Annotated in this window: 10 protein-coding genes; 5 read left to right on the top strand and 5 right to left on the bottom strand. The window is 67.4% G+C overall.

Going from position 1 to position 13,608, the window contains the following annotated elements; translation table 11 throughout:
• Window positions 1-159 precede the first annotated feature (159 nt).
• Complete coding sequence (locus tag AB0H61_RS09045; protein ID WP_357300935.1) at window positions 160-2,310, top strand: serine/threonine-protein kinase; 2,151 nt, start codon at window positions 160-162, stop codon at window positions 2,308-2,310.
• 253 nt (window positions 2,311-2,563) lie between these two features.
• Here the strand turns inward: AB0H61_RS09045 and AB0H61_RS09040 are convergent, their stop codons facing one another.
• Window positions 2,564-4,354: a LuxR C-terminal-related transcriptional regulator gene (locus AB0H61_RS09040; RefSeq protein WP_357300934.1), complete on the bottom strand. Its 1,791-nt coding sequence runs from the start codon at window positions 4,352-4,354 to the stop codon at window positions 2,564-2,566.
• Between the two features lie 111 nt (window positions 4,355-4,465).
• On the bottom strand, window positions 4,466-5,404 hold the full coding sequence (locus tag AB0H61_RS09035) for an AAA family ATPase (protein WP_357300932.1): 939 nt from the start codon (window positions 5,402-5,404) through the stop codon (window positions 4,466-4,468).
• 126 nt (window positions 5,405-5,530) lie between these two features.
• On the opposite strand from AB0H61_RS09035, the gene AB0H61_RS09030 reads away from it, so the two are divergent.
• Together AB0H61_RS09030 and AB0H61_RS09025 are read left to right on the top strand one after the other, a co-directional pair.
• Complete coding sequence (locus AB0H61_RS09030) at window positions 5,531-6,685, top strand: epoxide hydrolase family protein (RefSeq protein ID WP_357300931.1); 1,155 nt, start codon at window positions 5,531-5,533, stop codon at window positions 6,683-6,685.
• A 154-nt stretch (window positions 6,686-6,839) separates the two neighbouring features.
• Window positions 6,840-7,778: a MerR family transcriptional regulator gene (locus AB0H61_RS09025; RefSeq protein ID WP_357300929.1), complete on the top strand. Its 939-nt coding sequence runs from the start codon at window positions 6,840-6,842 to the stop codon at window positions 7,776-7,778.
• 66 nt (window positions 7,779-7,844) lie between these two features.
• Here the strand turns inward: AB0H61_RS09025 and cysC are convergent, their stop codons facing one another.
• Genes cysC through AB0H61_RS09010 form a run of 3 tightly spaced genes read right to left on the bottom strand, consistent with a single transcriptional unit; the run spans window position 7,845 to window position 11,553 of the window.
• Entirely contained in the window at window positions 7,845-9,680 is a 1,836-nt protein-coding gene (gene cysC, locus AB0H61_RS09020; RefSeq protein ID WP_357300927.1) for an adenylyl-sulfate kinase, read from the bottom strand.
• A complete protein-coding gene (gene cysD, locus AB0H61_RS09015) occupies window positions 9,680-10,612 on the bottom strand; it encodes a sulfate adenylyltransferase subunit CysD (protein WP_357300926.1) in 933 nt (310 codons plus the stop codon). The genes cysC and cysD overlap by 1 nt, the downstream gene beginning before the upstream one ends.
• A gap of 32 nt (window positions 10,613-10,644) precedes the next feature.
• Window positions 10,645-11,553, bottom strand: a complete 909-nt coding sequence (locus AB0H61_RS09010; protein ID WP_357300925.1) for a helix-turn-helix domain-containing protein — start codon at window positions 11,551-11,553, stop codon at window positions 10,645-10,647.
• Between the two features lie 83 nt (window positions 11,554-11,636).
• Between AB0H61_RS09010 and AB0H61_RS09005 the strand changes: the two genes are divergently transcribed.
• Window positions 11,637-12,800, top strand: a complete 1,164-nt coding sequence (locus AB0H61_RS09005; RefSeq protein WP_357300923.1) for a hypothetical protein — start codon at window positions 11,637-11,639, stop codon at window positions 12,798-12,800.
• Complete coding sequence (locus AB0H61_RS09000) at window positions 12,800-13,576, top strand: SDR family oxidoreductase (protein WP_357300921.1); 777 nt, start codon at window positions 12,800-12,802, stop codon at window positions 13,574-13,576. Before AB0H61_RS09005 ends, AB0H61_RS09000 begins: the two co-directional genes overlap by 1 nt.
• Window positions 13,577-13,608 lie beyond the last annotated feature (32 nt).

Genomic DNA, 13,608 nt, shown 5'->3' with positions numbered 1-13,608 from the left:
GAGGGGGACCGTCGTATAGTGCGCGCGGCGGTTGAGAGCGGGTCATAGAGTTGACCACAACTGATGCAGTAGGAATGTCGGGGCCGATATCATCAATATGCGACCTTTTCACGATGCTAATCGCTTCATAGCGAAGGCGATCCGTGCGGGAGGTGGTCGGTGAACGGCACAGCGTTCGGTCGCTACCGGTTGCAGGAGCTGATCGGTGAGGGCGGCATGGGCCAGGTATGGCGGGCCTACGACACCGTCACCGACCGCATCGTGGCAATCAAATTGCTGCCCGAACACTTCGCCGTCGATCCCAGCTTCCGGGAGCGATTCCGACGCGAGGCTCACGACACCGCTCAACTGCGCGAACCACATGTGGTCCCGATCCACGGCTACGGCGAAATCGATGGCCACCTCTACCTCGACATGCGCCTGATCGACGGCGCCGACGTGCGAACCCTGCTCAACCGCGATGGTGCTATGCAGCCAGAGACGGCGGTTGCTGTGATCAGCCAAGCCGCGGCGGCGCTGGATGCGGCACACGCCCAAAGTATGGTGCACCGCGACGTCAAACCATCCAACCTGTTGGTCACCGACAGCGGCTTCGTGTATCTGATCGACTTCGGCATCGCACGCTCGTCCGGCGATGCCCCGCTGACCAGCGTCAGCACGATGATTGGAACCTTGGCCTACATGGCTCCGGAGCGATTCACCAGCGGGGTCGCCGACGCTCGATCCGACGTATATGCCCTCACCTGCGTGTTGTGTGAATGTCTGACCGGAATCCCGCCCTACCCGAGCAGGAGCGAGGAACAACAGATCGCGGCGCACCTGACAGCCGCCCCTCCGGCACCGAGCCTGCGACGGCTCAGCCTGCCGGTCGGGTTCGACGATGTCGTCGCCCGGGGCATGGCGAAGAGCCCGGACGACCGCTACCCGACCGCCGGAGAGTTGGCAACCGCCGCCGGCCACGCCCTCACCACCGCCCCCGCAGACACCGCCGGAAGCACCATCAGAATTACCCCCACATCAATCCCAAAGCCCGGCCTCGAAGGTCACAGTGATCGGCCCGACACACCGCCGCCGATCCTCTCCGCAGAACCAAACGCGGAGCAAGAGTCCACGATCAACGCCGGACCTCCCGTGCACCTCCGTGCCATGCAGCTCATCCGACCCGAATCGTGGAGGATCCGACGAGACGGCACCGCACCGCCACAACGCAAACGGCCCCTCATCCGGGTAACGGTGGCCGTGGTCGCCGCGTTGGCCGCTGCGGCGATGGTGGCGGGGATTTGGTTGCTAACCCACCGCTCGGAGCCCGGGCTTGCCTTCGACGGCAAATACGAGGTCACCTACACGCCCCGAACTATGAATGGAAAGCCGGATGACGGGCCCCCGAGTACCCGGATGTGGTCGGTCCGATCGAACTGCCCATCGGACAGCGAACGCTGCGTAGCCTCGATAACCAGCCAGGACCCGGTCGATCCAGAGAAAGACCCGGCTCAGTTCGTCGCCGACTATCGCGACGGCACGTGGATGATCACAAGAGAGTTATCGCCCCAGCCTGATAGCGATTGCGAAAGTCCGATTACCAACGCCCCCCAAATCGTCTCGGTGTGGCAGCGACTCCAATTCCGATCCGGCGACCCGTCGTGGGCCGGAACCTACACCGGCTTCGCCGGCGGGCCCTGCGCATACACCCAAGAGGTAGGGATGACGCTTTCCCGCCTCGGCGAGATCGACCCGAAGGTCGCCGTCGTCCCGCCCGAAACCATTCCCGCCCGCGTCGATACCCGGCCCGTCGCGCTGATCAGCGGCACCTACGACGTAACCGTCACCTACACTGCGACCCCGGATGTTCTCAATCCCCCATCGCCCAACAAGATCCGGCAACGATACGACACCATCTGCCTGCGCAGCGGCGACCGCTGCGCCGCAACGACACAGGCAGACTCTCGCACAGATCCTCGCACAGATCCTCGCGCCGTCTTTTCTCCGATGCTCGTGCTCGAAGGCGGGGCATGGCGGACCAGCTACAGCAGTCCTTACCCCTGCTTCACGGGATCGTACGAGCCGCACACCAACGCGACATTTCATTGGGAGTTGTTCCCGTCCGATGCGGGACCCGACCCCACCGAATTCTTGACAGGCACATGGATCCGCGACAATGCGGACCCTTGTCCCGGGACCAGCCGCGCTACCGTCGAAATGCGGCGGGTCGGCTCGGTCGGCGGGCGGCCCGCTGTCGCCGGCACCAACGCCGACCAGCAGCCCCATCCACCTTCGGTTCCAGCGATCGTCGCAATCCGCCTATCCAGGTGAAGCGATGGATTTCGAGATCCACAAGGATCGGAGCTTCCGGCCCGGGTCATCGGACCACGATCGAGCACGCCGTGACCGGGTGGAAGCGCCACCGTCAGCCCCGGGCCACCAACCCGCGGCCTGATCCACGGACTCGAGGACAGCGACGCCTTCTGCACCCGAACCGCGGACGCCCTGGTCGCCGCCGGACCCTGACCCGCCGGGCGGGAGCTACGCGGATTCGGATCGGACGGCTGGGGCCGCGTGCGCTCGATCAGCCCGGCTCGGTGAGCAGACGGTGTCGGTGGGCGAAGGCGGCGGCTTCGGTGCGAGTGGCGACGCCGAGTTTGGTGAGGATGCGGGAGACGTGCACGCCCGCGGTGTTGGCGCTGATGAACAGTTCCGCGGCCAGCTGGCGATTACTCGAACCCTGTGCCACCAGGCGTAATACGTCGAGCTCGCGAGGTGTGAGGCCGAAGGTGCGCGGGGCGGCGGGGGTGGCACGGGATAGGTCGTCGTCGGCCGGTGTGTCGAGGGGCAAGCGGGCGCGTTCGGCGGTGCGGCGGATCGTCTCCAACAGTGGGGCCGCGCCGAGTTCGGCGGCGCGGGTGGCTGCGGCGAGCAGGGCCGCCCGCGCCGCGATGCGGTCTCCTGTGGCCAATTCTGCTGTGGCGCAACCGAGTAGCGCCTGCGCCTGCTCGTAGGGTTGGGGGATGAGCTGCCAGGCGGCCACGGCGGCCTGCCAGTCGGACACGGTGCCCGAGATCGTCGCGGTATAGACGGCACGGTGCGCGGCGTCCACCACGGATGTCCACGGCAGCGCAGCGGCCAGCGCGGCATGATCGATCGGGAGATCCGGAAGCTGGGCGCTGAGCACCAGCAGCGGCCAAATGTCGTGCGGGTATTCGGTGGGCTCCCCGGTGGCCAGCGTTGCGGTGAGGTGCTGCGCCGCCTGTTGCGTCTCGGCCCGCGCCAGCGCCAGACGTGCCCGGATACCGCCCAACTCCAGCCGGTACTGTCCGGCCCACCTGCCCGCGCCGAGATTCCGCTCGGCCGTATCCGCGTCGAGTTCAGCGACCTGGAAATCCCCTCGGGCGATAGCGATTCGAGCGTGGCACAGGTGCAGTGCCGCGGTGCCGAGCGCGGGCAGCGGTTCTGCGAGAGTCTCATCGATCAGTTGCGTCGCTTCCGTCCAGCGGCCGAGCGCGGTGAGCACCTGTGCCCACTTCACCAGGAGAATCGGTCCGCGCTCGGTGAATCGGAAGGTGTCGTGCGCGATCCGTAAACCGCTGTGAATGGTATCGATCGCCGCGGCGAAGTGGCCGGCGGCCACGAGCGCGGCCGACTCCCAGGTGACGACGGTGAGCAGGGTCGCGGCGTCGTGCGCGGTGGCCGCGGCCTCGTGTGCGCGCGCGAAATGGTCGATGGCCACGGCCGGATCCGGCTCGGCGAGACCGAGATACGAATGGGCCTTGGCGGCGAGTGCGGTCGCGTCGAGTTGTTCGGCCACCGCCAGCGCGCTTTCGGCATGGCGTCGCGCGCCTGCCGAATCTCCGGTGAAGGCCAGGGTCACGGCGAGTTCGGCGAGCACCTCGCCGCGGAGCAGTGTCGGGGGTTGCTCGGGGAGTAGGTCGAGAGCGCGCCGTAGATCCTCCTGCCCGCCGGTACCGCTCTGATTCCTCAGGTGCGCCCGCTGGTAGTGCAGGAGCGCGGCCCGGGCGGGCGCCCTCGTCGCATCGATCGATTCGAGGGCTTGATCGGCCGCTTCGATACCGCGCCGTACGGCGGCGCCGTGATAGCTGGCGTCGACGATCTCTTCGAGCACCGTCAGTCGATCGATGGGCGTCGCCGCGCCGTGCGATGTCTTATCCCACAGCTGGACTACCCGCTCCAGATGTCGCAGCCGTTCGGGCTGGGCGCCCGCCTGCGCCGCGGCCTGCGCGGCAGCCAGTGAGGCCGTCAGCGCCCGCGGGAGGTCGCCCGCGGCGAAGGCGTGGTGGGCCAGCTCCGCCTGGACGGATTCCGCGGGCAGCAGCGAGGGCCGCGCGGTCAGCAGGTGGGACAACCCGGCGTGCAGGCGGCGTCGTTCGATCGGTAGCAGATCCTGGTAGACGGCCTGCCGGATGAGGATGTGGCGGAATTCGTATCCGGTGCCGATCGCCGTCAGCAGGTGCTGCTAGATGAGCTCCCGCAGCGCCGCACGTAGGCGCGGCGCCGGGATATCCGCGGCGGCTTCCAGCAGGTCGTGTTCGACCGGGGATCCGGCGACCGCCGCGACCTGGAGTGCCGTGCGCGCGTCGACGCCGAGCCCGGCCTGCGCGGCCAGTAGCAGCTCGGTCAGCCCGGCGGGCGTCTCTTCCGGTGCGTGACTGAGGGCCTCGACGAAGAGCGGATTTCCCGCACTCCGGGCGAAGACTCGGCCGGTCAACCGGGGCTCCGGTTCGCGGTCGAGCAGCGCCGCCAGTTGCCTGCCCACTTCGTGCCTGGTGAACGGCTCGGGTTCGAGGACCCGAACCGCCGGGCTGCGCCGCAATTCGGCGACGAGTCTGCGGAGTGCGGGTGGGCCCGCCGGGCGGAATGTGGCGACCAGCAGCACATTCGGTTCGGCCAGATTGGCGACGAGAAACGCCAGCAGTTCGCGGCTGGAGTCATCGGCCCAGTGCAGGTCCTCCAATATCAGCACCAAGGGCCTGGTCGAGGCGAGGCGCTCGATCAGGGTGAGTAGCTCACCGAAGAGCCGCAGACGATCGTATTCGTCCTCGACCGTGGGGGTTTCGGTGGCGAGGTCCGGTAGCCAGCGCGCGAGTGCGGGATGCACGCCGGGCAGCAGCGCGGTGAGCGCATCGGCGCCGTATGCCCGAATCAACCCTCGCATGACCGCGATGAAGGGTGCGAACGGCACCCCCTCATTGCCGAATTCCGGGCACCGGCCGATCAGCACCAGCGTGTCGGCGGATAGGCGGGCGCCGAACTCCGTGACCAACCTGGACTTACCGATCCCGGCTTCTCCCGTCACCAGTACGGCCCGCACCCGCGGCTCCGTCACGGCCTCCAGCAGCGTGGCGAGCTCGCCGCCTCGCCCGACGAACACGCTGCTGACCGGAACATTTGCCACCCCCGAAATCATGCCCGTGCGCTCTCCGTCCGCCAACGGCGGGAGTCCGGTGGACCAGCGGCCGCAGCGGAAGATAACGAATTCTCGTGATTCGGGGAGCCCCTCTTTACCGAAAGCATCAATGGCATGACGAACACCGATATCCGCCCCTTCCGCATCGAAATCCCGCAGGCCGACCTGGACGATCTGCGGGACCGCCTGGCCAGGACCCGCTGGATCGACGACCTGCCGGGCACCGGCTGGGAACGCGGTGTGCCCGCGTCCTATCTGAAGGAATTGGCCGTCCACTGGGCCGAGAAGTTCGACTGGCGCGCGCAGGAGGCCGCGCTCAACGCCTACCCGCAGTTCACCACGACCGTCGACGGGCAGCGGATCCATTTCCTGCACATACGATCGGCGGCGCCCGACGCCACGCCGCTGCTGCTGATCCATGGCTGGCCGAGTTCGGTGGTGGACTTCGTGGATCTGATCGGCCCGCTGACCGATCCCGCGGGGCACGGTGACGCCGATGCACCCGCCTTCCACCTGGTCATTCCCTCGCTGCCGGGGCACGGGTTCTCCGGCCCGATCACCGAGCCGGGCTGGAACGACGGCCGCGTGGCGGCGGCGCTGGCGGAACTGATGGCCCGGCTCGGTTATGAACGGTACGGGGTGCAGGGCGGTGACCACGGCGCCTTCATCGCGCCCACGCTCGGCCGGATCGATGCCGAGCATGTGCTCGGCGTGCACGTGAACGCGCTGGTCACCTTCCCGACCGGCGACCCGGCCGATATGGCAGCCCTCACCGACGCCGAACGGCAGCGACTGGGTGCGATGAAGACGTTCCAGGACGACGGTTCGGCGTATATGAATCTGAAGGGTTCGCGCCCGAACACCATCGCGCAACTGGTGGCCGACTCGCCCGCCGGGCAGCTCGGCTGGATCGTGGAGAAATACCGGGAGTGGACCGACCGGTCGCACGAGCTGCCGGAACACGCCGTCGACTTGGACAAGATCCTCACCACCGTGAGCATCTACTGGTTCACCGACACCGCCCGCAGCGTCGCCAACTTCTACTACGAGCGGTTTCACGACGCGACCATGTTCGCGCCGAAGCCGAAGGGCACGGTACCGACGGGGGTCGCGGTATTCATGGACGGTGACTACGCGATCCGCCGCTTCGCCGAGCGGGCGCACCACATCACGCACTGGTCGGAGTTCTACTCCGGCGGCCACTTCCCGGCACTGGAGGTGCCCGACCTGCTGCTCGGCGACATCCGGGCCTTCTTCGGCACCCTCTGACCCACCTCTAGGGCCTGCGGGTAGTTCCCACAGAGGTTCCACCCGCCTCACAGGGGATATACCCTCTGTGAGGCGGGTGTATCCCCTGTGCCGCCTACCTGCAGGCCCGAAAAGGAGTTGAGTCTCCTCCTGGGGGAGCCGCCAAGGTGGGGGCATGGACGACGACACGCTCTATCCGATCGGCGCGGCGGCTGAACGCACGGGCCTCACCGTCAAAGCCGTCCGGTTCTATGCCGATCGCGGGATCGTGGCGCCGACCACCTACAGCCCCACCGGCTATCGGCTCTACGACGACGCCGCGCTGGCCCGCCTCGCCCTGGTCCGGTCCCTGCGTGAGCTGGGCCTGGAGCTGCCGGTGATCCAGCGGGTCCTGGAGCGGCGGAGCGCACTGCGCGAGGTGGCGGCCGCCCACGCGGCCGCTCTCGACATCCAGCTCCGCACGCTCCGGGTGCGTCGCACGGTCCTGCGCGCGGTAGCCGAACGGGGCTCGACCCCCGAGGAGATGGAACTCATGCACAGACTCGCCCGCCTGACCGCCGACCAACGTCGGTCGCTCATCCACGATTTCGTGGACGACACCTTCGGCACCACCGACGCCAATCCTGTGCTGGTCGAGCTGATTCGCGCGACCGTGCCGGAACTGCCGGACGACCCGGCGCCCGCACAGCTGGCGGCCTGGGTCGAGCTCGCCGAACTCACCCAGGACCCGGACTTCCGTGCGTCGGTGCGACGGATGGCCGAATATCAGGCCGCCGAACGCGCGAACGGTGACACCACCGGCCTGCACCATGAGCTGACCGAGGCCGTGCTCGCCGCGGTGGGCGGTGCGATCGAGGCGGGCGTCGCGCCGGATTCCGCGGCGGCGGCACCGGTGGTCGATGCCCTCGCCGCCCGCTATGCCGAAACCTTCGCCCGCGCCGACGACGCGGATCTGCGCGAGTGGATGCTCACCCGGCTCGAGGTCGCGAGTGACCTTCGCGTGGAACGCTATTGGCAACTGCTGTCGGTGATCGACGGTGGTGAGGCGCCGCCGAGTCTGGCGCCGGTCCTCTCCTGGTTCGTCTCCGCGCTGCGCACGCGACCGGTGCGCTGAGCGGGCGTCGCTCAGCGCACCGGGGCCGCGGATCGTCGAATGCGGGCCGAGGGTGCGGGGCGTCGATCAGCCCAGGTCGGCCAGCCTGGCGAGGATGGCCGATGCCATCGCGGCCGGGTCGCCATCCCCGGGGCGCAGCACCAGGTCCGGATCGGTCGGCGCCTCGTACGGGTCATCGATACCCGTGAAACCGCGGATCTCGCCGGCCCTGGCCTTGGCGTACATGCCCTTGGGATCGCGGGATTCGCAGATTTCCAGTGGCGTGTCGACGAAGACTTCGACGAAGGGGATGCCGGCCGTCCGATGCGCGTCCCGGACCCGGTCCCGGTCGGCCCGGTAGGGGCTGATCAAGGAAACCACTGCCACCACACCGGCTTCGGCGAACAGCCTCGCGACTTCGCCCACGCGCCTGATGTTCTCCACCCGGTCCGCGGCCGAGAACCCGAGATCGGCATTGAGTCCGTGGCGCAGGTTGTCGCCGTCCAGCAGGAAGGCGGGACGTCCACTGGCGACCAGCCTGCGCTCCAATTCCACGGCGACGGTGGACTTTCCGGATCCGGACAGCCCGGTGAGCCAGACCGTGAGACCTCGGGTGGCGCGTTCGTCGCGTTCCACCGCGGTGGAGTGCCAGACCACGCGGGCCGAGGGCAGGGTCGGACCGGTGATCATGCCCGCGGCGACGGTGTTGTTGGTGGATTCGTCGACCAGGATGAAGCTGCCGGTCGAGCGATTGCGCCGGTACGGGTCGAAGAGCAGCGGCTGCCGGGTACGCAGCTGGACGCGGCCGATTTCGTTGAGCGACAACGCGTCCGCGTGTTCGTCGCGGTGCAGGGTATTGACGTCGAGCCGGTAGTCCAGGCTTCGGATCTCGGCGGTGGCCGTGCGGGTGGTGTGCCGGATGGTGTAGGTCGCGCCGGGGGTGAGTTGGGTGTCCTCGGAGAACCAGCAGACCATGGCGTCGATATCGCGGTCCACCTGCGGACGGTTGGCCGGGCGGCAGATCATGTCACCACGGGAGATATCGAGTTCGTCGGTGAGCTGGATGGTGACCGCCTGCGGCGGAAAGGCCTCGGCGACCGGTGTACCGCCCGGACCCCAGATGGCGGAGACCGTGCTCGTGAAGCCGGAGGGCAGCACCGTCACATCATCACCCGGTTTGAACACACCGCCCGCGACCGTGCCCGCATACCCTCGGAAATCCTGTGCGTGCCTGCGGGTTACGTACTGCACGGGGAACCGCGCATCGATGAGATTGCGGTCGGAGGCGATATGCACCTCCTCCAGGTGGTGCAGCAGGGGAGTGCCCTCGTACCACGGCATGCTGGCCCCACGGTGTACGAGATTGTCGCCGTGCAGCGCCGAGACCGGGACGAAGGCGAGGTCGGAGACCTGGAGTTTCGTCGCGAAGCCGGCGAACTCCTCGCGGATCTCCTCGAAGCGCTGCTGTGACCAGTCGACCAGGTCCATCTTGTTCACGCAGAGCACCAGGTGCGGGATACCGAGCAGACCGGCCAGGAACGCATGCCTGCGGGTCTGCTCGACCACGCCCTTGCGCGCATCCACCAGGATCAGTGCGACATCCGCGGTGGAGGCGCCGGTCACCATATTGCGGGTGTACTGAATATGCCCCGGCGTGTCGGCGATGATGAATTTCCTTCGCGGCGTGGCGAAGTAGCGATGCGCGACATCGATGGTGATGCCCTGTTCGCGCTCGGCACGCAGCCCGTCGGTGAGCAGCGCCAGGTCGGGATATTCGTCGCCGCGGTCACGGCTGGTCCGCTCCACCGCGGCGAGCTGGTCGGTGAAGATCGTCTTGGAGTCGTAGAGCAACCGGCCGATCAGCGTCGACTTGCCGTCGTCGACGCTACCCGCGGTGGCGAGGCGCAGCAGGGTGGTGGCCATCAGAAGTACCCTTCTCGTTTGCGATCTTCCATGCCCGCCTCGGAGATTCGATCGTCGGCGCGGGTCGCGCCGCGCTCGGTGACCCGCGCGGCGGCGACCTCGGTGACCACCTCGGCGGGGGTGGTCGCATGGGATTCCACGCATCCGGTGCAGGTCGCATCGCCTACGGTGCGGAACCGCACGGTCGCCTCATATGGCTGCTCGCCATCCAGCAGTTGCAGGAATCTGGTGTGTGCCAACAGCATTCCGTCGCGTTGCACGACCGGGCGGCGATGCGCGTAGTAGAGCGACGGGAGCTCGATCTGCTCGGCGGCGATGTAGCTCCAGATATCGAGCTCTGTCCAGTTGGAGAGGGGAAACACTCGAATGTGCTCACCCGGACGGTGTTTGCCGTTGTACAGGTTCCACAGCTCCGGGCGCTGGCTGCGCGGCTCCCATTGCCCGTACTCGTCGCGGAAGCTGAAGACTCGCTCCTTGGCGCGCGCTTTCTCCTCGTCGCGGCGGGCGCCGCCGAAGACCGCGTCGAAGCCGCCTTCCTGGATAGAGCGCAATAGGGTCGCGGTCTGTAACCGGTTGCGCGAGGCGCGCGGCCCGGTCTCCTCGGCCACCCGGCCCGCATCGATATCATCCTGCACCCGGCCGATCACCAGGCGCAGGCCGAGCCGTTCGACGGTGTGGTCGCGGTAGGCGATCACCTCGTCGAAGTTGTGTCCGGTGTCGATGTGCAGCACCGGGAACGGCAGCGGCGCGGGCCAGAAGGCCTTGGCCGCCAGGTGCAGCATCACCACCGAGTCCTTGCCGCCGGAGAAGAGCAGCACCGGATGTTCGAAAGTTGCTGCCACTTCACGGAATATATGTGCCGACTCGGCCTCGAGCGCGTCCAGATGAGGCAGCTCGTAGGTGCTCGCCGTCGACTTTGCGTACTGGCTCACGTTTCAAAACTAGAACACGTTTCGGTCATTGGTCAACGGGTCGCGAGGTCGTCGAACCGGGCGCGCTCCGGTTTGGTTCCGCCCACGGCGGCGGTGACCGCGTCCGCCGCGGCGACCAGCGCGGTGCCGCGGCGGTCGATTTCGGCGCCGGTGATCGAGGCGCCGACGTACATGGTGAGCACCATGCTCTGCCTGCCGTCCGCGTCGTAGGTGGGGGCCGCGAGCAGACTCACCGGATGCTCCTTGCGCGGGCGCAGGTCGGTCCCGAGGTACACCCGCTCACCGAGGCTGGTGACCAGCTCGCCGACCAGCTCGCGCAGCTCTTCGGGCAGGTCACGGGCCGCGACACCGGCCAGTAGCGAATACAACCGCCTGCCGGCGGCGGTCAGGCTCTCCACCAGGTATCCGCGCTCCCGGCAGTCGGCGACGATCTGGCGCAACCGGGCCTCGTCCTGCTGTAGCGGCACCGTCGGCGGGGTGACCAGCCAGGCGTCGAAGGCGGCCTCGGTATCCCACAGCACGTACATCAGCCCGACGGGTGGCGCGAATACGTACGACGCGCCCACCTTGACCATGCCTGGTCCGGTGCTCTCCAGCACCGAGATGCGCTCGCCGACCACCGCGGACGCGGTGCAGGTCGTCCGGTACCGCGCGGTGAGTTCCTCCAGTTCGGCGCGGGCGATGGCGGAGATCGCGAAACTCTCCTGTGCGACCCGGCCGGCGGCTATCAGCGCTGGTCCGAGGCCGTAGGTGAGGGTCTGGGGATCGCGCACCAGATATCCGCCCGCGGTGAGTTCGGTGAGGATGCCGAGGCAGGTTGGCTTGGCCAGGTCGAGCTGGCGGGCCAGCTCGGACAGCCCGAAGCGTTTGCCCCGTTGCTCGACAAGGAAATCCAGCACCTGCACCACCCGTTCGGTGGGGGCGGATCGACGGGCGACCATTGACCACTCCTAGAACACGTTCTAATCTTTCCTGTATCGAAATGTACCAGAGTGGTACGTATTTGGAACACCGGGAGAGTCTTTTGCTGACCCAACCGTTCGCGGACGCGATCGCCGCCGCCGAGCAGATCATCACGGGCGCCCCGCACATCCGGACCGAGCAGGACCTCGTCGAGGGTTACGACTACCTCGCGGGCAGCATCCGCGCCTCGCTCCAGATGGCGTGGGCCTATGAACGCGACTTCCCGTTCTTCGTGCAGTCCACCGGGCCGTACACGAAGATGGGGTTGGACAATCCGGACACCCTGTACTTCCACTCGTATCTGCGTCCGGACGCCGAATATGTGGTGACCGGCAAGCGCGGCACCACCCGCGACCTGAGCTTCCAGGTGCTCAACGGTGACTATTCACCGGTGGATGTGCCCGACAGCCTGACCGCATTCGACGACCGCGAGCTGGAAATCGCCGCGGACGGGTCCTATGAGATCCGCTTCGGTCCCGGCCCGAGCGGGCCGGGATACGTGCAGCTCGGGGCCGACGCCGCGATGCTGGTGGTGCGCGAGGTCTTCAGCGACTGGTCCACCGAGAAACCGGGCACCATCCGCATCCAGCGCGTCGACAAGATCGGTGACGCGCCGCCCCCGCTGACCAAGGATGTGCTGACCAAGCGGTACGGCGTTGCGGGCAAGATGCTGGTCTCACGGCTCAATACCTTCCTGGCCTTCCCGAAGTGGTTCTATCTGAACCTGCCGGTGAACACGATGACCGAACCGCGCTCCACTCCGGGCGGGCTCACCACCCAGTTCTCCTCGGCCGGGCATTACGAGCTGGACGACGATCAGGCGATGATCATCACGGTGCCGAAGTCCGATGCGCCCTACCAGGGCTTCCAGCTCGGCAGCATGTGGTACTTGTCGCTGGACTACATCAATCACCAGACGAGCCTCACCGCCGACCAGGCGCACGTCGATCCGGACGGGATGATCCGCCTGGTCGTCAGTGAACGGAATCCGGGACTGACGAACTGGATCGAACGCAACGGCCACGCCCGCGGCTATCTGCAGTTCCGGTGGCAGAGGTTGGCGCGGGACCTCGGGCCGGAGGACGGGCCGACGGTGGAGGTGGTCTCGGTCGACGAGCTGCCGCAGCGACTGCCGTACTACGAGCAGGCGCAGGTGACCCCGAAGGAATGGCAGGCGCGGATCGCGGCCCGGCAGGTGGCCGTCGCGGAAAGGATGCTCGGCTGATGTTGTTGCAGGACAAGGTGGTTGTGGTTTCCGGGGTCGGGCCCGGGCTGGGTCGGGCGATCGCGGTGCAGAGCGCCAAGGCGGGCGCCGACCTGGTGCTCGCCGCGCGTACCGAGAAGCGGCTCACCGACGTCGCCAAGGAAATCGCCGAACTCGGCAGGCGCGCGGTGGTCGTACAGACCGATATCAACGACGAGGCCGCGGTGACGAATCTGGTCGACACCGCGCAGAGCGCGTTCGGCCGGGTCGACACGCTGGTGAACAACGCCTTCGCCATTCCGCCGATCGCCGATCTGGCCGATGTCGACCTGGACCGGGTCCGGGCGGGTTTCGAGACGAATGTGCTTGCGGCGCTGCGGTTGACGCGGCTGTTCGTGCCCGCGCTGACCGAAACGAAGGGTTCTGTCGTCATGATCAACTCGGCGGTATTGCGGCACTCCCGCCGTACCTTCGGCCCGTACAAGATGGCCAAGGCGAGTCTGCTCGCGCTGGCGCAGAGCCTGGCCACCGAGCTCGGTCCCAAGGGTATCCGGGTGAATTCGATCGCGCCCGGCTATATCTGGGCCGACAACCTGAAGTGGTACTTCAACTACCTGGCCGAACAGCGCGGGATCACCCCCGAGGAGGTCTACGCCGAAACCGCGAAGACCATCGATCTGCGCAAGCTGCCCGAGCCCGACGAGATCGCCGACGCGGTGGTCTTCTTCGCCTCGTCCATGGCGCGGGCGATCACCGGGGCCTGCCTGGATGTCAATGGCGGCGAATACCACCACTAGCGGGCATCGATCTGTAGGCAACACTACTGAGG

This window comes from Nocardia sp. NPDC050710 (assembly GCF_040654375.1).
In the GTDB taxonomy this organism is placed as follows: Bacteria; Actinomycetota; Actinomycetes; order Mycobacteriales; family Mycobacteriaceae; genus Nocardia.
This window is presented reverse-complemented; position numbering and strand designations above follow the sequence as displayed.